Here is a 20,114-nt window from a genome sequence, read left to right as displayed (position 1 = left end):
CCGGAACTGGTTCTCCAGTTACCCCATGACCCCCGCCTCCGCCCGTCTCGCCCGGCAGCACTCGCGGTGTCGGCTGACCGCCTGGCACTGGGCCGGGGACCTCGACGACGCCGTCCTCGTCGTCTCCGAGCTCGTCGCCAACGCCGCCCGGCACGGCAAGGCGACCGGCCGCCACCTGTGGCTGCGGCTCGCCCTCACCGACGAGGACGAGCTGATCGTCGACGTATCGGACCCGGGCCGCACGTTCCCCGGGTTCGAGGGCGGGGCCGTCGCCCCCGGCGAGGGCGGCCGTGGCCTCCTCGTCGTACGCCAACTCACCGACGAATTCGGCTGGTTCCTGCGCGCGGGCCACGGCAAGACCGTCCGCGCCAAGCTCCCCCGCCCCACGTCAACATGAACAACGCCCCCACGCCAAGACCAGGACACCTTCCGTCCGGGTCATGGGGAAAACTCGCAACGTGATCAGCACATCCGCACGTCTCCTGCGACTGGTCTCCTTGCTGGCCGCCCAGCCATCGTGGACCAACGCCGAACTTGCCGACCGCATCGACGTCACTGAGCGCACCGTGCGGCGGGACATCGCCAAGCTCCGGGACCTCGGGTACGCCATCGAGTCGGACCCGGGGCCATGGGGCGGCTACCGCCTCCGCGCCGGATCCACGGTGCCACCGCTGATACTCGATGACGAAGAAGCGTTCGCCGTGGCTGTCGGCCTGTGCGAAGCCGCGCTCGGAGGCGCCCTCGGCGGTGAGCGGGCCGCGTTGTCCGCGCTGCTGAAACTGCGGCAGGTGCTGCCGCGCCGGATCATCGACCGGCTGGACGAACGGGACGCCGCCTTCGTAGCCGCCGCCCGGGCCGAAGAGCCGCATGCCATGCCGGGCCTGCTCCTTGAGCTGGCCGCCGCGTGCCGCGAGGGCGTGCGCGTCCGCCTCTCGTACGTCGACTGGGAGGGGAGGGGCACGGTCCGGGACGTCGACCCGTACCGCCTCGTCCACGCCGAACGCCGGTGGTACTTCGTCGCCCGGGACGTGACGGAGGGGCGATGGCGAGCGTTCCGGGCTGACGCGGTCGGCGGTCTGCGGCCCTTGGGGCATCCGGTGGAAGTCGTCGACGCGCCCGACCCGGCGCTCCTGGTCTCCCGTTCCTTCGGCGCCGGGTCCAACCCGCCCACCGAGACTGTCCCCGGTAAGGAGGTCTAACTTCGGCGAGGGGTGGGTGGGGAAGTCAGGAGCCCTGCTCCGACGTCGAGGTCGACGCCCGCTCGGCGGCCACCTCGGCCACCAGCGCCTCCGCCTCCGTCGAGGGAACTCCTCCCGCGCACAGGAACGTGACCGCCGCTGCCCGACCGGCCGCTTCCGGCTCCATGAGGCCGTCGTTCACCGCCTCCATGAGGGCGAACATGATGTTCTCGACGACGTAGGCGAGGGCGCTCGCGGGCATCGGTGAGACGAACCGGCCCTCGTCCAGGCCCCGTTGCAGCATCGCGGTGCCGCGCTCGTGCACGGGGGCGAGGCGTTCGCGGATGCCTTCCATGGCGATGGCGCGCTGGGCCAGGGAGATCAGCAGCCGGTAGCGGTCGGTGACGTGCCAGACGGCGAGCATCGCGCTGGCGACGGCGCGCGGCGGGTCGTCGACGCCCTCGTACCCGGCGGCGTGCGCGGCGCTGACGGCCGCGACGGCCTCGTCGAGGATCGCGGTGACGAGGGCGTCGCGGCTCGGGAAGTGGCCGTACACGGTGCGGCGTACGACACCGGCGGCGCGCGCGATCTGGTCCATGGACGCGTCCGGGTCCCGGGTCAGCTCGGCGAAGGCGACGTCCAGGATGCGGCGGCGATTGGCGTCGGCGCGGGCCTGCGCGGCGGATACGGCGACGGGTGCGGAGGCGGCTTCGGCGGAGGGCGCGGCGGCGGCCCCCGAGGTCGGCCCGGAGGCAGCCCCCGCCGAGGGGCCTGCGGGGGGCACGGGCGGCGTCGTCGGCTGCGTACGGCTCATGGGCTCATTCTGCCGCCAGCCGGACAGTTGCACACCGATGTGCAACATGGCTGCCCATCGCGTACATTGCACAGAGACGTGCAATTGCACAGTGCTGTGCAAGATCTGTGCTGTGCGGGAATCCGATGAGTGCCGTACGCGCCCTGCGGGCGATGGCGGAACGTTGCGAGGGGTGGACCCGATGCCTTTGCTGATCAAGGAGCCGGTCGAGCGGATGGACGGGCCGTACGCCCGCCGCTGGTGGGCCCTGCTCGTGCTGTGCCTGAGCCTGCTGATCGCCGTGATGGCGAACACGGCGCTCACGGTCGCGGCCCCGGACATGACCCGCGACCTGGACCTCTCCAGCTCCGACCTGCAGTGGGTCATCGACGCGTACACCGTCCCGTACGCCGCCCTGATGCTGCTGTTCGGCGCGATCGGCGACAAGTACAGCCGTCGCGGCGCCCTCGTGCTCGGGCTCGTCGTCCTCAGCGCCGGCGCCGCTGCCGGGGCGCTCTCGGACAGCTCGACCGCCGTGATCGCCGCCCGCGCGGTGATGGGCGTGGGCGCGGCGATGATCATGCCCGCGACGCTCTCGCTGCTCGCCTCGACGTTCCCGCGCGCGGACCGGGCCAAGGCGATCACGCTGTGGGCGGCGACGTCCGGCATCGCGATCGCCGCCGGACCGCTGATCGCGGGCGCGCTCCTGGAGGACAACGGCTGGGCGTCGACGTTCCTCATCGACATCCCGGTGGCGGCGGTCGCGATCGTCGGCGCCTTCGTCCTCGTACCGCCGTCCAAGGCCGCGACCACGGGACGTATCGACTACGTCGGCGGGCTGCTGTCCGTCGTCTGGATCGGCGCGCTCATCTACATGATCATCGAAGGGCCCGGCTTCGGCTGGGGTGCGAGCGCGGTGGTCGCCGCGGTGATCGCCGCCGTGGGCCTCGTCCTGTTCGTCGTCTGGGAGCTGCGGCACCCGCGGCCCGTCCTGGACGTGCGGAAGTTCGCCGAGCGCGGCTTCTCCGGCGCGAACCTCGCCGTGGCCCTGTTCTTCGTGGCCGTGTTCGGCGCCTTCTACTTCCTCACCCAGCACCTCCAGTTCGTCCTCCAGTACGACCCGCTGGAGACCGGCGTGCGGATGCTGCCGCTGGCCGGAGCGGTGTTCGTCGGCTCGGCGCTCACCGGCTTCCTCACCCCGCGCCTCGGCACGAAGGTCATGGTCACGGCGGGCATGGTCGGCGGCACGACGGCCCTGGCCCTGCTCACGGCCACGGACGCCACCTCGTCGTACGGCGACTTCGTACCGTCCCTGATCATCCTCGGCGTGTCCCTCGGCTTCGCCGTGTCGCCGTGCACGGACGCCATCATGGGCGCCTTCCCGGAGTCGGAACTCGGCGTCGGCGGCGCCGTCAACGACACCTCCCTGGAGCTGGGCGGCTCCCTCGGCATCGCCGTCCTCGGCTCGGTGCTCGCCAGTTCGTACGCCGACGGCCTCGCCGACGAGACCAAGGGCAGCAAGCTTCCCGCGTCCGCCCTGGAGCAGGCGCAGGACTCCGTGGGCGCGGGCGGCGGCGTCGCCCAGGCCATCGGCGGCCAGGCCCGCAAGCTCGCCGAGCAGGCCGCGGCGCCCGGCACCACCCCCCAGAAGGCCGCCGAGCTGAAGGCACAGGCGGGCGAACTCGCCCAGGGCGCCGAGCAGATGAAGCACGCGGTGGGCTCGGCGTTCTCGGACTCGGTCGCCCACACGAGCCTGGTCGCCGCGGTGGTCCTCGGCGCGGGGACGGTGATCGTGGCGTTCCTGCTGCCCAGGAAGGGGCAGGAGAAGCGGCAGCCCGCCGAGGTCGGCCCCGAGGCCCCCGTGTCCAGCCGGGAGGCGGCCAAGGAGCCGGTGGCGCACGGCTAGTCCCGGTCCGCGAGCCGGTGGCGCACGGGCTGGTCCCGGTCCGCGAGCTGGTGGCGCACGGGTCGGTCCTGGTCCGCCGAGCCGGTGGCGCACGGCCGACCCGCCACGTTCTCCCCGTCGGAGCGCGGCTCCTGAGCGTCCGTCATGGACCCGGGTCCGCGCTCCGTTCCGCGTTCCGCGCGGCCTGGTTCCGCCGCCACTGGTCCATCGCGTTCTGCAGCGCCTCGTTCACGAGGAGCAGGAACTCGCCGGAGGAGTGGAAGCGCGCCCCCGCCGGTGTCGCCGCCCCGAGCACCTCGGTCGCGCGCCGCGACGCGGCCGCCAGGACGTCGTTCATCTGCCGCGCCGCGAGCGTGGACCGCAGCCAGACCTCGTCGTCGATGACATAGCGTTCGCGGCGCCCGCCCGGCGGCCGTTCCCGCGTGAGCATGCCCTGCTCCTCCAGGAACGTGACCGCGTGCGAGACGGACGCGGGGCTGACGCGCAGGCGCTGGACCAGCTCGGCGGCGGTCAGCGCGCCGGAGTCGGTGACCAGCAGACAGGCGAGGACCCGGGCCATCATCCGGGGCAGGCCCTGCTGCACGAGGAGATCGGTGAACGACTCCGTGAAGTCCCGCACCGCCTGCGGGTCGCGCCCGTGGCCGCTGTCGGGGAGCGGCGGCGCCGGTGGCGGATCCTGCTTCTGGCGGCGCGCCCGGTGCCGGGTGGCCTGCTCCGCCCGGTCCGCCCCGTAGTCGTCGGGGCCGCCGTTCCGGGTGACCTCCCGCATGATCGTCGAGGCGGGCCGCTCCAGGCGGCGGCCGATCTCCGTGTATCCGAGCCCCGCCGCCAGTCCCGCGGCGATGTGCCGGCGCTCCTCGTTGGTGAGTCTGCCTCCGGGCATCGGTGTTCCCCTCTTGTTCCGGTCTTGCTCTGCCGCCCCGCACGGGGCTCGGCGCCCGCACCTGCGAAGTATGCGTTCATTCACAGCCCATTGCAATCACGCAAGAGATCATCCATTGCATTCAGTGCCAGGCTCATTGCAATGTCTGTCTTGTAGTCCTTGTCTAGCTGGCTATTTAGGCGCCCGCCGACCTTTGACGGATCAGTGAATGCAATGTACCTTCTCAGTTGTTCAGCGATTGCTGAACGAACGCGAAGGTACGCATGGGGGTTCGTGATGAGCAAGGGCAACGGCGGCTTCTCCGAAGCAGGGCTGCGCAAGGTGCGCGACGTACTGAACCGGCACGTCGACTCCGGGAAGATCCCCGGCGTCGTCGCCCTCGTCGGCCGAGGCGACCAGACGCACGTCGAGACCATCGGCACGATGCGCCACGAAGGCGGCGCGCCGATGCGCCGGGACACGATCTTCCGGATGGCGTCCACGTCCAAGCCGGTCACGATGGCGGCGACGATGGCGCTGCTCGACGAGTGCAGGCTGCGCCTGGACGACCCGGTCGACCAGTGGTTGCCCGAACTCGCCGACCGCCGGGTGCTGAAGCGCATCGACGGCCCGCTCGACGAGACCGTGCCCGCGCGGCGGCCGATCACCGTACGGGACCTCGTCACCTCCACGTTCGGGCTCGGCATCGACCTGACGGCCCTCGGCTCCCCGGTCATGAACGAGGTCTTCACCAGCGGCGTCTTCAGCCAGGGCGCGACGCCGCTGCCCGAGCAGGACGCGTGGCTGCGCGCCCTCGGTGAGCTGCCCCTGATGCGGCAGCCCGGCGAGCAGTGGCAGTACCACCTCAGCCACGACGTGCTCGGCGTGCTCGTCTCGCGGGTCACGGGCCGGCCGTTCGAGACGTTCCTGCGGGAGCGGATCCTCGATCCGCTGGGGATGAAGGACACCGGCTTCCACGTGCCCGCCGACAAGATCGACCGGCTGCCGCCGAGCTACGCCCCCGACCCGGAGTCCGGGAAGTTCCACGTGTGGGACGAGGCGGTCGGCGGACAGTACAGCGCGGCCCCGGCGTTCCAAGGGGGCGGCGGCGGCCTCGTCTCCACCGCCGACGACTACCACGCGTACTTCCGGATGCTGCTCAACGGCGGCACGCACGGGACCGAGCGGATCCTGTCCCGGCCCGCCGTCCGGCTCATGACCACCAACTGCCTCACGCCCGAGCAGGAGGCCGCCCGCACGGCGCTCGCCCGCAACAGCGTGCACGTGTCGTTCGGGCAGGGGCAGCAGGGCGGTTGGGGCTTCGGGATGGCCGTGCGCACCTACCGCGGCGACTACGCGCCCATCGGCCAGTTCGGCTGGGACGGCGGCACCGGCACCTCGACGTACGCCGACCCGCACACCGGGCTCACCGGCATCCTGCTCACCCAGGTCGGCCTCTCCGTCCCGGCCCCGGCGCAGCTCATCCACGACTTCTGGACCACGCTCTACCAGACGATCGACGCCTGAACCCGGCCTGCTCGCAAGGCGGTTCAGCCACCTCTCGGCACAGCTCGACCGACTTCCGGCACAGCCGCCACCACGGCTGCAACAGCCACCACCACGGCTTCAGCCGCCACCATCACTGCTTCATCAGCCGTCACCATCACTGCTTCAGAGGAGCACACCACCATGTCCACCACCCTTTCCGACCAGGACAAGTTCACCCTCCGCACCGCCGCGTACGGCGCCGTCATGCTGATGGCCGCCGCGGGTGCCTCCGGCAAGCCCGGCAAGATCGCCGCCCAGGGCTCCCTCGCCCTGACCGCGGCGACCGGCCTGGTCGGGCACGTGCTCGCCGATTACCCCAAGGGCAGCGACCTCAGCGGCAAGTCCGTGGCCGAACTCGCCGACCTCGTGCTGCCGAAGCTGACCGAGGCCATGACCCTGCTCAGGAAGCAGGACCAGGCCGAGGCCGACAACTTCCGCACCACCGTCCTCGTAGCCGTCGAAACCGCCGCCCGTGCCGACAAGGGCGAGCCGAGCCCGGTCCTCGTCGACATGGACCGCAAGATCACCGAGGCGCTCGACGCCGCCTGACGGGAACAGGGCGGGACGAGAGTCGTGAGGGGGCCGGGCCGGTGCGGCCCGGCCCCCACGGGCCTGCCCCGGCTACGGCGTGAACGGGATCCGTACGAGGGACTGGTTGCCCGTCCCCACCGTGCTGGCGCCGTTGCCGATCGCGTTCCACACCTCCACCCGCACCGTGCCGTTCGTCATCGTGCCGTGGGTGCCGGTGGCCGATTTGAGACCCTTGGACTGGGTGTAGTGCTCATATCCCGGCACCGGGTCGGTGGCGAAATACTGATACGTCTCGGCGCGCTCCCAGGAGCCGTCGCCCGTACGGTCGTAACTCACCCGTACCTGTTGCCCGTTGGCGACCGCCGAGCCCGCGTCGACGAGCAGGTCGAACTCCGTGGACCCGCCGCTGTAGGTGCCGTTCACGCCGGTCGCCGTGAACGTCTGCGGATCGTGCGGGGTCCCGTCGTGGTTGGCGCCGCCCGCCGGGGCGAGGGTCGTGGCCGCCGCGGAGCCCGTCGCCGGGCCGAGGGTGCCGCCCGGGCGCAGATGCAGGGTGGCGGGGGTGCCGGGGTCGCCGCCACCGCCGCCGCGCGTCCACACCGCCACGTAGTCGACGGCCATCGCCCGGCCGGGCACGGTGGCCGCCACCGGCGTCGCCCGGCCCGCGACGCCGTCCGGGAACGCGCCGCCCATCGCCACGTTCAGGAGGATGAAGTAGCCCGCGTGGTTCGTCATGTTGTTCCACGCCTCGGCGCCCACCCGGTTCTGGTCGACGCTGTGGTAGAGCTGCCCGTCGACGTACCAGCGCAGCACATTGGGGCTCGCCGCCCGGTCCCATTCGAAGCGGTACGTGTGGAAGGCCGACTGGCACGAGGCGCCCGGGCAGGCGCGGCTCGCGCCGATCCCGTTCGTCTCGTTGCACGGCCCGCCCGGGTTCACCCCGCAGTGCAGCACGCCCCACACCGAGTTGATGCCGTTGACGTTCTCCATCACGTCGAACTCGCCGATGCCCGGCCAGTTCCAGTAGTCGCCCCGGTACGGCGCGCCCAGCGCCCAGAACGCGGGCCAGTAGCCGAGCGCCTGCTCGCCGGTGACGTTCGGCATCTGGATCCGGCCCTCGATGGCGAGGGTGCCGCCCGCCGGAGCCTTGAAGTCGGCGCGCTTGGTCTCGATCCGGCCCGAGGTCCAGTTGCCCGCGCCGTCCCGCAGCGGCGTGATGCGCAGATTGCCGTTGCCGTCCAGGCTCAGGTTGTCGGGGGACGAGGTGTAGCTCTGGATCTCGCCCGTGCCCCAGTTCGCGGGGCCGCCGGGGTAGTTGTGGCCGGTGTCGATCTGCCAGTTCGCGGCGGACGGCAGGGAGCGGGCGGGTCCGTTGAAGTCGTCGCTCCACTGCAGGGTCCAGCCGGGTGCCGGGGGGACGTCGCCCCTGGCCTCGGACGGGCTCAGGAGCGCGGCGCACAGGCCCGCCGCGGCGAGCCCGGCGAGGAGAGGGGTGGCGCGTCTCGTACGGAAGTAGCGGCTCGTGCGGCTCGTGCCCATGGGGCACCTCCGTAGGGAGTGGGGGCGAGGCGGTGGCGCGGTTGCGTGGCGCGGGGTGCGCCTTGCGTGGTGTCGCTGTTCGCTGAGAGCGCTCTCAGGGTTTTGTAGTTGTGGGCGGCGGTGCCGTCAATGGCTGTACGCCGTCAACTTCCCGAAGGGGCGGCCGGGTTCGCCGCCGGAGTCCGGGCGGGCCGCAATCCGGTTGCACCGCACCCCCGCCGCCACGCACGCTGAGACACCGGAACTGCCGGTGCCGCCCGACCAGCGGCAGCCGCACGCGGACGCACAGGGAGTGGACAGCCATGGACCAGGGGGAAGACAGGGTGACGAAGATCGTGGCGGGGCGCCCGTCCGACGACGGGGGCGTCGGGCACGAGCGCGTGGGCCAGCTCTTCGAGGAGTTCCTGGAGGCGGTCGCGCGCCCGCCCCGCAGCGACAGCCCGGACCGCGACCTCACCGCCCGCCTGCGCGACCACCTCGGCATCGAGCCCGGCGACGCCCCCGTGGTCAAGGCCACCTACGCGCCGTACGACCACCCGAACGTCCACCTCGCCCTGGAGCGCTGGTTCACGGCCGACTCCCGCTCGTACGAACTCCTGGGCATGACGGGCTCCGACCACCGCAATCACTACTCCCTCTCGGAGATCATCGAATCCGCCGACCGCTTCGACAAGTTCGTGATCGGCGCCGTCGACTACACCCACCTGCCGATCTCGCCGGACGACGAACTCGCCTGCGTGTCCTTCGGGATCTACCTCGGCACGGAGCGCACCCCCGACGGCGGCGAGGAGCGCTGCGTCGCCCTGCTGCGCGGCCCGAACGAGGACTACGGCCGCGAGAAGGTCCAGCTGGAGGTGCTCGCCGCGTCCCGCGACACCGCCCGGCGGCTGCTCGCCCGCGTCGACGCGTACCTGAGCGAGCACAACATCTTCCGCGGCCAGGTCCTGTCCTTCCAGGGCGACGCCTTCGGCGAGGGCCTCGGCCCGTTCCGCTTCCACCGCCGCCCGGGCCTGACCCGCGACCACATCGTGCTCCCCGACGGCCTGCTCGACCGGGTGGAGCGGCAGGTCGTGGGCGTGGCCCGGCAGCGCGAGCGACTGCGGGCGGCGGGCCAGCACCTGCGCCGCGGCCTGCTCCTGTACGGTCCGCCCGGCACCGGCAAGACCCACACGATCCGCTACCTCCTCTCCGGCCTGCCGGACTTCACCGTCGTCCTGCTGTCCGGCACCACCATCGGCGCCATCGGCCCGGCCTGCGCCCTCGCCCGGATGCTGCAGCCCGCCCTCGTCGTCCTGGAGGACTGCGACCTCATCGCCGAGTCCCGCGACTTCGGCGGCGGCGAACAGCCCCTGCTCTTCCAGGTGTTGAACGAGATGGACGGCCTCGGAGACGACGCCGACGTGGCGTTCCTGCTCACCACCAACCGCGCCGACCTCCTGGAGCCCGCCCTCGCCCAGCGCCCTGGCCGCGTCGACCTCGCCGTCGAGATCCCGCTGCCCGACGCCACGGGGCGGCGCCGCCTGCTCGACCTGTACGGGGGCGGCCTCGGCCTCGACGAGGAGGTCCTGGAAGAGACCGTCGAGCGTACGGACGGTACGACGGCGTCGTTCGCGAAGGAGCTGGTGCGGCGGGCCGTGCTCATCGCCGCCGAGCGGGACGCGGACACCGAGGCCCAGGACGTCCGCGCGGCCGTCGGTGAACTCCTCTCGGACCAGGACCAGTTGACGCGTCGGCTGCTCGGGGTGCCGGTGGACGAGGACCCCGACGACCCGGAGGACGACGTCGCCTTCGACGACGACGGCGACGACGGTGATGACGGTGATGACGACGACGGGGGTGGCGGCGGCTCCGGTGGCCGTCCGCGCCCCCGTCGGCCGGGCCCCGGGCGCCTGGGTGAGAACGGCGGCGGGTTCTTCACGGCGGCGTCGTACCGCCCGCTGCCGCGGCGCCTGCCGTGACGGCCGGGGGACGGGAGCTGGCGGGATCTTCGGGTCACCGCACCGGCGCCTCCGGGCCCTCGTGCCGCAGCAGCCGCGCGATCGCGGGGACGGGGAACAGGAGCAGCGCCAGGTTCGGGATCCACCACGTCGGGGACCAGTCGCCGCGCAGCGCCCAGAACACGACGGCCTGGAGCCCGGCCGTGCTGGTGAGGGTGAGGGAGACCAGCATCAGGGGACGCCAGGCGATGCGCCGCGAAGGGCCGTCGCGGCGTTCGCGGCGGCACAGGTGCAGCGAGGCGAGGCCCGTCGCGCTGGCCGCGACGTCCAGCGGCAGGAACGAGTAGTTCCAGTCGCTCATCACCGGGTCGTCGTAGTCCTTGTACGCGTACTCGGCGGGGATCAGGCCGAGGAGCGCGGCGCTCCAGTACGCGAGAAAGCCGATGTCGGTGATCAGCATGGCGATCTTGACGGTGGTGAGCCCGGGGCGGACCGGCCGGTCGGTGCCGGGCTGCCGTGGCGGTGCCTGGACCATCAGTGCTCCAGGCCTCCGCCCACGTACATGACCGCCACCCCGAGGGCGATGAGGACGGCGCCCGCGACCGTGGCCAGGCGGACGTTCTCGTCGAACAGGAGCACGCCGCCGACCAGGGCGCCGATGGTGCCGAGGCCGGACCACACCGCGTACACGGGGCCGACGTCGAGGGTCTTCAGGGCCTGGGCGAGGAGCACGAACGCGGCGGCGTAGCCGATGGCCACGAGGATGCTGGGGCCGAGGCGGGTGAGGCCGTGGGACGCGCGCAGGGAGAGGGTGGCGGCGATCTCGGAGACGATGGCGCCCGCGACGAGGAGGATGCCCACTATCCGGCCTCCCCGGTCAAGTCCAGGAGCAGTCGCCGGAGTTGGCGGTGGTCTGCGCCCGTGGGGGTGGCGAGGCCCAGGAGGCGGGCGGTCCACCAGCCGTCGACGGCCATGCGGACGAGGGTGGCGACACCCGGGGGCAGGCCGTCCTGCTCCAGGCGCTCCTGCCAGGCCTCGTACCGCTGCTGGAGGATGCCGAGCACCTCCGGGCCGTTGGCCGCCGCGAGCAGCGCCACGGGGACCGAGTCCGAGGGGGCGGCCTCGCCCTCGGGGGCCTCGGCCGGGATCGAAGCGTCGAGCCAGGCGCGCGCGAACGCGCCCGGTGGTGCGTCCGGTCCCGGCAGTACTTCTTCGAAGCGGTCCGCGAGCCGTTCCACCACGCCCTGGACGAGGGCCAGTTTCGTCGGGAAGTGGTAGAGCAGACCGCCCTTGCTGACGCCTGCCTCCGCCGCCACCGCGTCCAGGCGGATGGCGTCCACACCCTGCTTGACCAGGAGTCTCTCTGCCGCGTTCAGGAGCCGGTTGCGCACGCCTCACACCGTCTTTCGGTCGTCGGTCATTCTTCTCCCCTGATCACTTTCAAAAGATCGCTGATCTTGTTTTCCGTGGTCACGTTCCGAGTTTCCGACCGTCTGGACGGTCGAATGCAGGCTAGCATGGCCTCCGAGCGGGGTGTGAGGACATTCCGCGGGGGGCGCGGGAGAAGCGGAACGATTAATTCTGCATTTCACCGCACCGGGTTGGTCAAAAGATTGGTTGACGCTTTCGTCGAAGGTTGTCTAAAGTCGCTGCCTGGCTGATTCGGTCGACGAATCCCAGCCAGAATTGATCATCAATCGGGGGCTGCATGTTCGAGTCATCTGCGTATTAACTCTCTGTGTCAGCCGGTGAACGGGCTCCTGGTGCCCGTTGCCCGCGGGCTTCACGCCGCCCGCCGGGGCCGGTATCTGCCCAGGTCAATGGCGACCTTTCGAGTCCGTGGCGGGGGCCACGGACCTGGCACCGGTTCGCTCTCATGCTGCGGATGTTCCCGCCGGCGGCGCCTGCGCCTGCCCGTGCCCAGGGGAATCCAGTGGCATGCAAAGTCCTGCGCGCATCCCTGAATCCCGTGCGGTTCTGCCGCGCCACTTTGCTTTCCGGGAAGCGCCTGAATTCACAGAGGGAAATAAATGTTCAATGCATCGGAACCGCCCGACCTATTCGCCCGCTGCGCGAGTTTTACCGAGGCGTACGACCTGATGAAGGCCGGTCTCTACCCCTACTTCCTGCCGCTTGCCGGACAGGAGGGGGCGACCGTCCGCAGGAGCGGACGGGAACTGATCATGTGCGGCTCGAACAACTACCTGGGCCTCACCGCCGACCCGCGCGTCCACGCCGCCGCCCGCGCCGCCCTCGACCGGTACGGCAGTTCCAGTACCGGATCCCGCTTCCTCAACGGCAACACCGACCTGCACGAGGAACTGGAGGCCGAACTCGCCGACTACCTCGGCAAGCCCGCCGCCCTGGTCCTGTCCACCGGCTACCAGGCCAACCTCGGCGCCCTCGCCGGACTGCTCACCCCGCGCGACTACGCCGTCGTCGACCGGGACGCGCACGCCTCCCTCGTCGACGGCTGCCGCCTCAGCGGCGCCAAGGTGCGCAGGTTCCCGCACAACGACGCCGAGGGACTGCGCCGCACCCTGGAGCAACTGCCCGACGACGCCGCCCGGCTCGTCATCGTCGACGGCGTCTACTCCATGGAAGGAGACATCTGCGACCTGCCCGCCCTCACCGCGGTCTGCGCCCAGTACGGCGCCCGGCTCCTGGTCGACGACGCGCACGGCCTCGGCGTCCTCGCGGGCGGCCGCGGCACCGCCGCCCACTTCGACCTCACCGACCAGGTCGACCTGATCACCGTCACCTTCAGCAAGGCCCTCGCCTCCCTCGGCGGCGCCGTCGTCGGCAGCGAGGAAGCCATCCACTACCTGAAGCACAAGGCGCGCAGCCTGATGTTCAGCGCCTCCATGACGCCCACGAGTACCGCCGCCGCGCTCACCGCGCTGCGGATACTGCGCGCCGAACCGCACCTCACCACCGACGTGCGCGCCAAGGCCGACCACGTACGGCGCGGGCTCACCGCCGCCGGGGTCGGCACCGGCGACAGCACCACGCCGATCATCCCCGTCCCGGTGCCCGACGCCGCCGGGACCCTCGCCATCTGGGAACGCCTGGTCCGCGCGGGCGTCTACGTCAACCCGGTCCTGCCGCCCGCCGCCACGCCCCGGCTGCGGACCAGCTACATGGCCACCCACACCCTCGCCCAGCTCGACCGGGTCGTCGAAGTCCTCGGCGCGGAGCCGGAGTTGCGGCGCGCCGGGGACCGGGTCGCCTCGTCGGTGAGCGTGGCGTGAGCCACTCGGCCGAGGGCGGCCGTGCGGGCGAGGCGCGGCGGGCCGGGCTCGTGGGGCCGGGGGGCGCCGACTCCTCCGGCTCGGCGGGCTCGGTGGGCTCATCCGGCTCGGCGGGCTCGTCTGGCGCGTCTGGCTTGTCTGGGTCCCTGGGCTTCTCCGGCACCCCGGAGACCCCGGGCGCCCCGGGCTCCTCCGGTGCGGGGCTCGCCCTCGTGGCCGCCGCGGGTGTGGCCGGGGTGTCCGCCGCGGCCTGCTTCGACCCGGAGGGCGGGGTCGGCGTGCCGAGGCTCGCCCTGCTCGGCTGGGGCCTCGCGCTCGTCGCGGGCGCGCTGTTCGCGCACCGGGGCCGCCCCGGGTGGGGCGCCGCCTCCGGGCCGCGCGGCACCTCGGATCCGCGTGGCGGCGACCTCCGCCCCGTGGTCGCCGCCGCGCTCCTCGTCCTCGGCACGGCGCTGCTGTGCGCGGGCGGCGGGGGCGCGGCCGCCGCGGCGGTGGTGGCGCTGTGCGTGTGCGCGGCGGGGGCCGGGTTCGTGGGGGTGGTGGCGGTGTCCGGGGCGGCTGCGGCGTCGGGGGCGTTGGGGGCGTCCGTATCGCCCGGGGCGCCCGGGGCGAGAGCCCGGTACGCCGCCCTGTCCGCCGTCGCCCTCGCCGCGGGCGCCCTCACCGCCGCCTGGTGGCTGCCGCAGGCGCAGGGCGCGGCGGGCACCTTCGCCTGCGCGGCCGGACTCCTGTACCTCGCCCGCACGGCCCCTGCGTGGACGTCGCCCCGCTGACGCACGGCCCACCGAGGTACGGGCCACCGGCGCACGGCCCACCACCGGGGCGGACGCCGACCCGTCCACGTACGCCCGGCTCGACGGCACGAGCACCGATCCACCGACCTGCCAACCCACCGACCCGCCCCCTCGAGCACCGAGCACCGAGCACCGACCCACGGAACACCCACACAACCTCACCCAGGGAGCCGCACATGTCCCGTATCCGTCTAGCCGCCCGTGCCCTGCGTCTCGCGCTGAACCGGGCGCACGCCGATCCGACCGCGGACTACGACGCGGCCAGTTCCGACTACGACACGTTCTTCAGCCCCGTCATGGGCGGGCACTCCACCGCCGCCCTGGCCGAGGTGCCCATCGCGCCCGGTGACCGGGTCGTCGAACTCGCCTGCGGCACCGGGCACTTGACCGCCGAGATCATCCGGCGCCTGGACGGCCGGGGCTCCGTGCGGGCCATCGACAAGTCGCCCGGGATGCTGGAGGTCGCCCGGCGGAAGGTGGACGCGCTCACCGAGGGCAGGCCCGGTCTGGACGTCCGGCTCTTCGTGGACGACATGGACGCGTTCATACGGACCCAGCCCGACCGCAGCGCCGATCTGGTCGTGGTGGGCTGGGCCATCTGCTACACGAAGCCGACGCGGCTGCTCGCGGAGATCGGCCGGGTGCTCAAGCCGGGCGGCCGGGTCATGGTCATCGAGACCCGGGCGGATGCCCACCAGGCGCTCACCGAGGGCCTGGAGCAGGTTTTCGCCGACGACCCCTCGCTGCTCACCAGCCTCATCCGGGTGTCGCTGCCGAAGAACGCGGCGGCGGTGGCCGGCTGGTTCGGCAAGGCGGGCCTGACCGTCACCGGGCAGCGCGACGGCGCCCAGATCATCCCGGCGCACACCCCGGCGGCCGTCCTGGAGTGGGTGCAGCGCTCCGGCGCCGCCGCGGGCTTCAAGACCGCCGTGGACAACGAACGCCAGCAGCTCGTCCTCGACCGCGTCGAGGCGGCCCTCGCCGAACTCCTCGCCCGCCAGGGCGCGTTGGACATCCAGCACACCTTCGTCGTGGTCACCGGCGCCAAGCCCACCGCCCCCCGCGCCCGGCACGGGGCCCGCACCGGCGAGGAGGCCGGCGTCGCATGACGAACCCGACCAGGGCCGCGGGAGCGCCCGCGCCGACGCCGCCGCCGGGGGACGGCGAGCGGGCGCGGCCCGGACCGGCGCGCGGCGCCGTCCAACGGGCCCTGCACCGCTTCGCCGAGAGACTGGCCGCCCGGCCCAAGACCGTGATCGCGGTGTGGGCGGTGCTGATCGCGGTGTGCACGCCGTACGCCCTCGGGCTCGACGATGTGCTCACCGACCAGGGTGCCTCCAAGGTCGTCCCCGGCACCAGCAGCGCCCGCGCCGACGAGCTGACGAAGAAGGCCTTCCCGCACCGCTCGGAGCGGGAGGTGACCGTCGTCGTCGAGGCGCCCGACGTGCGCGGCGGTGCGGTGCGGTCCCTGTTCGCCCAGTTGGACGGCAGGATCGCGAAGCTGCGCGGCACCGGCGAGGTCGAGCGCACGTCGTCCGCGTACACGCTGTACCGGGACGCGACCGCCGCGTTCCTCGCCGAAGTGCGTGACGGTGCCCGCGCGGCGGCCGACGACCCGAAGGGGCGGCGCGCGTTCGTGGACCGCGAGGCGGACCGGGGGCGGGTCCCCGCCGCGCTCGTCGCGCCCGCCCGCGCGGCGGCCGAGGCGCCCGAGGCGGCCGCCGTGCCCCGCATCGCCGGGAAGTTCGCGGCGGCCACCGACTGGCGCGGCTACCCGCTGCCGGTGCCGGGTGACGCCGTCGCGCGGCTGGTCTCCGAGGACGGCAAGTCCGCGCTCGCGTCGGTGAGTTACACGGACAAGGCGGGCGCCGACCCGGACGTGGAGTGGCTGCGCGACACCGCCCGCGAACTGCTCGCCGACAGCGGCCTGGGCAAGACCGCCCAGGTGCACGTCACCGGGGAACTCGCCCTCATCCACGACACGTACGAGCAGGCGGAGGCCGACAACTCGCTGATGGAGTCGGTGGCGTACGTCATCATCTTCGTCATCCTGCTGGTCTTCTTCCGCGCCCTGGTCCCCGCGGTCCTCACGCTGGCCGTCATCGGCCTGTCCATGAACGTCAGCCAGGCGGGACTGCATCTGCTCGGCGAACAGGTGACGCTCACTCAGTTCACCGTCACCATCATGACGTTCGTGATGCTGGGCGCGGGCGTCGACTACAGCATGCTGCTGTCGTCCCGCTACCGGCAGGAACGCCTCGCCGGGCGCGACCCGCGCGAAGCGGCGATCCACGCCACCGTGCACGCGGGCGAGAGCATGCTGCTCGCCGCCGTCGCGGTGGCCCTCGCCTTCGGCGCGACGCTGCTCTCGCCGGTGGACTGGATCCCGCCGCTCGGCTACGGCGGTCTCATCGGCATCCCCATCGTGCTCGCCGCCGCGCTCACCCTCACGCCCTGTCTGCTCGTGCTGCTCGGCGACCGGTTCTTCGCGGTGGGCCGCGACCCGCTGTCCGACCTGGAACACCAGGGGGCGATGGGCAGACACCTGCGCCGCACGGCGGAGTTCGCACGCCGCCGCAAGGGGTGGATCGTGGTGGCGTTCCTCGCCGCGACCATCCCCTTCGCGCTGCTCGTCGCCGGGAACCGCTCCACGTCCGACCCGGTCGCGCTCAGCCCGGCGACCGACTCCCGCGACGGCTTCGAGACCGTGGCCCGGGAGTGGGGCGACGCGGCCGTCATGCCGACCATCGCCGTCGGCCGCGCCGCGCCCGGCGTCGTCCGCGACGGGCAGCTCACGCCCGACGGGCGCACCACGGTGGCCCGGCTCACCGACCGCCTCGGCGCCGTTCCCGGCGTCGCCTCCGTGGACTCGGCGACCCACCCGTTCGGCACCCGCTGGTCCGACCGGCAGCTCGCGGACGCGGGCCGCCCGCTCCTCGACGACTACGTCTCCCGCGACGGCACCCTGCGCTTCGTGATCGCCCTCGACGACGATCCGTACGCCGAGCAGGCGGCCGCCACGGTCGACCGCGTCGAACGCGTCGTCGCCGAAGCGGACGGCGGCGTGGGGGAGTTGGAGGTCGGCGGCACCACGCAGGTCGACCGGCAGTACGGGTCCGCGCTCAACTCCAGCTTCTGGCAGATGGTCGCGCTCGTCAGCGTCGGCGTCTTCGTGATGCTGATGATCACGCTGCGCTCGCTGCTCGTACCGCTGCGCCTGATCGCCACCATCATGCTCAGCAACGTCTGGGCCGTCGGGCTCACCGTGCTGATCTTCCACCACTGGCGCGGCGAGGCGATCATCGACGATCTGCCGATCTTCCTCACCGTGCTGATGATGGGGCTCGGCATGGACTACGAGATCTTCCTCGTCACCCGCGTCCGCGACCTGCTGCGCAGCGGCCTCTCCCAGGAGGAGGCCACCATGCGGGCCGTCGTCGACACCGGCCGCGTCATCAACGCGGCGGGCCTGGTCATGGCGGGGAGCCTCGGCACGATGGCGCTCTCGTCCACGCTGATGCTCCAGGAGTACGGGGCCGGGCTCGGCCTGGCCGTCCTGCTCGACGCGACCGTCATCCGGATGCTCTTCGTCCCGGCCACCCTGCTGCTCCTGCGCAAGTACAACTGGTGGCTGCCCAGCCTCGGCATCCGCAGGCGCCGACTCGACAAGGCGACGGCGGGGTGACGCGCGTGACGCTGGAGATCCACGACGAGGCCGAGCCCGGCGCGCCCCGGCCCGGCAGGCTCGACCGGCTCCGGCTGCACCACGCCGCGTACCCGGTGACCTCGGCCGCCGCGCTGTTCGCGGTGCTCGCGGCGGTGCGCGTGGCCGGGGCCTTCACCTTCGTGGTGATGGTCCTGTCCGTGGCGCTGAGCGCGGCCGTGCTCCTGGTCCTGCCGCGCACGGACTGGGCCGCCGCCGGGCTGCGCCGGTTCGCGCTCGTGCCCGCCGTCCTCGGCACCGCCCTGGTGGCCGTCGTCTACGGCCAGACGTTCCTGGCCACCCGCGACGCCTTCGGCGACGGCGAGGACAACTGGACCACCTGGATGCCCAAGCTCTTCGAGGGCACGGTGCCGGGCGTGCCCTGGGCGGACGTCGTCGCGATGGTCCTCGCCCTCGGCGTGCTCGTCCCGCTGGTCGAGGAGGTCTGCTACCGGGGCGTCCTGTACCGGGCCGTCGAGGTGCGCTGGGGCGGCTACGCGGCCGTCGTCACCACGGCCGCCGGGTGGGCGGCCGTCCACGTCGGCGACTACGGCCTCAATCCGTTCAACCTGAAGGTGCTCTGCGGGCTGTTGCCCTCGGTGTTCCTGATGGGTCTCGCCCTAGGCGTGCTGCGCGCCGTCACCGGCTCCGCGCTCGCCTGCGCCGCCGCCCAGGGCGTCTGCAACCTGCTGCTCCTCGGGGCGGCGGCCGCCTGGCTGTGACGGCCCGGCTGCGACCGCCGCCCCCGACCGACCGCTCCGACAACACCAACACCGCTGTACGAAAGGGAAGTTCATGCCGCGACGCCTGTTCACCTCCGAATCCGTCACCGAGGGCCACCCCGACAAGATCGCCGACCGGATCAGCGATACGGTCCTCGACGCCCTCCTGCGCGCCGACCCCACGTCCCGCGTGGCCGTGGAGACCCTGGTCACCACGGGCCTGGTGCACCTCGCGGGCGAGGTCACCAGCACCGCGTACGCCCCCATGGCGCAGCTCGTCCGCGACGCCGTCATCGACATCGGCTACGACTCCTCGACGAAGGGCTTCGACGGCGCCTCCTGCGGGGTCTCGCTGTCCATCGGCGCGCAGTCGCCCGACATCGCGCAGGGCGTGGACACCGGCGGCGCGGGCGACCAGGGCATGATGTTCGGCTACGCCACCGACGAGACGCCGACGTACATGCCGCTGCCGATCCAGCTCGCGCATCGGCTCGCCCGCCGCCTCACCGAGGTCCGCAAGAACGGCTCCGTGCCGTATCTGCGCCCGGACGGCAAGACCCAGGTCACCATCGAGTACGAGGGCAGCCGCCCGGTGCGCCTCGACACCGTCGTCGTCTCCTCCCAGCACGCCGCCCACATCGACCTGGACGCGCTGCTGCTGCCCGACATACGCAAGTTCGTCGTGGACCAGGTCCTGGAGGAACTGCGCGACGAGGGAACGCAGTTGGGCACCGAGGGCTACCGGCTCCTGGTGAACCCCACGGGCCGGTTCGAGATCGGCGGCCCGATGGGCGACGCGGGCCTGACCGGGCGGAAGATCATCATCGACACGTACGGCGGGATGGCCCGCCACGGCGGCGGCGCGTTCTCCGGCAAGGACCCCTCCAAGGTGGACCGTTCGGCGGCGTACGCGATGCGCTGGGTCGCCAAGAACGTGGTCGCCGCCGGGCTCGCGCGGCGCTGCGAGGCGCAGGTCGCGTACGCCATCGGCCGCGCGGAGCCGGTCGGCCTGTTCGTGGAGACCTTCGGCACCGCGACCGTGTCGCAGGCGCGCATCGAGCAGGCCATCGCCGACGTCTTCGACCTGCGTCCGGCCGCCCTCATCCGCGACCTCGACCTGCTGCGCCCGATCTACGCGCAGACCTCCGCGTACGGGCACTTCGGGCGCGAACTCCCGGACTTCACCTGGGAACGCGTCGACCGCGCGGACGCGCTGCGCGCCGCGGCCGGGGCCTGAGCCGGTGTCCGCCCCGACGCGGGACACCGCGCGCGACACCGCGATCGAGCCGCTGAGCGACACGGCGGGCGACGCGCTGCCCGGCACGCCCCTGGGAGCGACGGGCCCGAGCG

General features: G+C 72.6%; 19 protein-coding genes. 12 read left to right on the top strand and 7 right to left on the bottom strand.

The window, feature by feature from the left end; all coding sequences use genetic code 11:
* Positions 1-25: 25 nt before the first annotated feature.
* Together IE274_RS04490 and IE274_RS04485 are read left to right on the top strand one after the other, a co-directional pair.
* The gene (locus IE274_RS04490) at positions 26-397 is read left to right on the top strand and encodes an ATP-binding protein (protein WP_229909215.1); all 372 of its coding nucleotides are present in this window, start codon (positions 26-28) and stop codon (positions 395-397) included.
* A 61-nt stretch (positions 398-458) separates the two neighbouring features.
* Entirely contained in the window at positions 459-1,199 is a 741-nt protein-coding gene (locus IE274_RS04485; RefSeq protein ID WP_372446977.1) for a helix-turn-helix transcriptional regulator, read from the top strand.
* Between the two features lie 25 nt (positions 1,200-1,224).
* Here the strand turns inward: IE274_RS04485 and IE274_RS04480 are convergent, their stop codons facing one another.
* Positions 1,225-1,992, bottom strand: a complete 768-nt coding sequence (locus tag IE274_RS04480) for a TetR/AcrR family transcriptional regulator (protein ID WP_190114257.1) — start codon at positions 1,990-1,992, stop codon at positions 1,225-1,227.
* 181 nt (positions 1,993-2,173) lie between these two features.
* On the opposite strand from IE274_RS04480, the gene IE274_RS04475 reads away from it, so the two are divergent.
* Positions 2,174-3,877, top strand: a complete 1,704-nt coding sequence (locus IE274_RS04475; RefSeq protein WP_190114256.1) for an MFS transporter — start codon at positions 2,174-2,176, stop codon at positions 3,875-3,877.
* On the opposite strand, the gene IE274_RS04470 is transcribed toward IE274_RS04475, so the two are convergent.
* Positions 3,874-4,023, bottom strand: coding sequence for a hypothetical protein (locus tag IE274_RS04470; protein WP_190114255.1), 150 nt, complete (start codon positions 4,021-4,023; stop codon positions 3,874-3,876). The genes IE274_RS04475 and IE274_RS04470 overlap by 4 nt on opposite strands.
* Positions 4,020-4,760, bottom strand: coding sequence for a GbsR/MarR family transcriptional regulator (locus IE274_RS04465; RefSeq protein ID WP_190114254.1), 741 nt, complete (start codon positions 4,758-4,760; stop codon positions 4,020-4,022). The genes IE274_RS04470 and IE274_RS04465 overlap by 4 nt, the downstream gene beginning before the upstream one ends.
* A 276-nt stretch (positions 4,761-5,036) precedes the next feature.
* Here IE274_RS04465 and IE274_RS04460 point away from each other — a divergent pair, with 276 nt between their 5' ends.
* Positions 5,037-6,266: a serine hydrolase domain-containing protein gene (locus tag IE274_RS04460; protein WP_190114253.1), complete on the top strand. Its 1,230-nt coding sequence runs from the start codon at positions 5,037-5,039 to the stop codon at positions 6,264-6,266.
* A 162-nt stretch (positions 6,267-6,428) separates the two neighbouring features.
* The gene (locus tag IE274_RS04455; RefSeq protein ID WP_190114252.1) at positions 6,429-6,836 is read left to right on the top strand and encodes a hypothetical protein; all 408 of its coding nucleotides are present in this window, start codon (positions 6,429-6,431) and stop codon (positions 6,834-6,836) included.
* 72 nt (positions 6,837-6,908) lie between these two features.
* On the opposite strand, the gene IE274_RS04450 is transcribed toward IE274_RS04455, so the two are convergent.
* Positions 6,909-8,357 carry a glycoside hydrolase family 16 protein gene (locus tag IE274_RS04450; protein ID WP_190114251.1) on the bottom strand — a complete coding sequence of 483 codons (1,449 nt, stop codon included), beginning with the start codon at positions 8,355-8,357 and terminating at the stop codon, positions 6,909-6,911.
* 302 nt (positions 8,358-8,659) lie between these two features.
* On the opposite strand from IE274_RS04450, the gene IE274_RS04445 reads away from it, so the two are divergent.
* Entirely contained in the window at positions 8,660-10,315 is a 1,656-nt protein-coding gene (locus IE274_RS04445) for an AAA family ATPase (RefSeq protein WP_190114250.1), read from the top strand.
* Positions 10,316-10,349: 34 nt separating this feature from the next.
* On the opposite strand, the gene IE274_RS04440 is transcribed toward IE274_RS04445, so the two are convergent.
* The 3 genes from IE274_RS04440 to IE274_RS04430 are packed head-to-tail and all read right to left on the bottom strand — an operon-like array spanning position 10,350 to position 11,685.
* A complete protein-coding gene (locus tag IE274_RS04440; RefSeq protein WP_190114249.1) occupies positions 10,350-10,829 on the bottom strand; it encodes a DUF5360 family protein in 480 nt (159 codons plus the stop codon).
* Positions 10,829-11,155 (bottom strand): DMT family transporter, encoded by a 327-nt coding sequence (locus IE274_RS04435; RefSeq protein ID WP_190114248.1) that lies wholly within the window; start codon positions 11,153-11,155, stop codon positions 10,829-10,831. Before IE274_RS04435 ends, IE274_RS04440 begins: the two co-directional genes overlap by 1 nt.
* A complete protein-coding gene (locus IE274_RS04430) occupies positions 11,155-11,685 on the bottom strand; it encodes a TetR/AcrR family transcriptional regulator (protein ID WP_190114247.1) in 531 nt (176 codons plus the stop codon). The genes IE274_RS04435 and IE274_RS04430 overlap by 1 nt, the downstream gene beginning before the upstream one ends.
* Positions 11,686-12,324: 639 nt before the next feature.
* Between IE274_RS04430 and IE274_RS04425 the strand changes: the two genes are divergently transcribed.
* The 6 genes from IE274_RS04425 (at position 12,325) to metK (ending at position 20,001) form a co-directional block, all read left to right on the top strand.
* Complete coding sequence (locus tag IE274_RS04425; RefSeq protein WP_190114246.1) at positions 12,325-13,545, top strand: aminotransferase class I/II-fold pyridoxal phosphate-dependent enzyme; 1,221 nt, start codon at positions 12,325-12,327, stop codon at positions 13,543-13,545.
* 134 nt (positions 13,546-13,679) lie between these two features.
* Positions 13,680-14,318, top strand: a complete 639-nt coding sequence (locus IE274_RS04420) for a hypothetical protein (RefSeq protein ID WP_190114245.1) — start codon at positions 13,680-13,682, stop codon at positions 14,316-14,318.
* 197 nt (positions 14,319-14,515) lie between these two features.
* On the top strand, positions 14,516-15,448 hold the full coding sequence (locus IE274_RS04415; protein ID WP_190114244.1) for a class I SAM-dependent methyltransferase: 933 nt from the start codon (positions 14,516-14,518) through the stop codon (positions 15,446-15,448).
* Entirely contained in the window at positions 15,445-18,024 is a 2,580-nt protein-coding gene (locus tag IE274_RS04410) for an MMPL family transporter (RefSeq protein ID WP_229909212.1), read from the top strand. The genes IE274_RS04415 and IE274_RS04410 overlap by 4 nt, the downstream gene beginning before the upstream one ends.
* Positions 18,021-18,764: a CPBP family intramembrane glutamic endopeptidase gene (locus tag IE274_RS04405; protein WP_229909210.1), complete on the top strand. Its 744-nt coding sequence runs from the start codon at positions 18,021-18,023 to the stop codon at positions 18,762-18,764. The genes IE274_RS04410 and IE274_RS04405 overlap by 4 nt, the downstream gene beginning before the upstream one ends.
* A gap of 73 nt (positions 18,765-18,837) precedes the next feature.
* Positions 18,838-20,001: a methionine adenosyltransferase gene (gene metK / locus IE274_RS04400; protein ID WP_190114243.1), complete on the top strand. Its 1,164-nt coding sequence runs from the start codon at positions 18,838-18,840 to the stop codon at positions 19,999-20,001.
* The last annotated feature ends 113 nt before the right edge of the window (positions 20,002-20,114 follow it).

The sequence above is a fragment of the Streptomyces flavofungini genome, from assembly GCF_014650815.1.
In the GTDB taxonomy this organism is placed as follows: Bacteria; Actinomycetota; Actinomycetes; order Streptomycetales; family Streptomycetaceae; genus Streptomyces; species Streptomyces flavofungini.
Note: the sequence above shows the minus strand (reverse complement) of the source record. Positions and strands in the feature narration are given on the sequence as shown.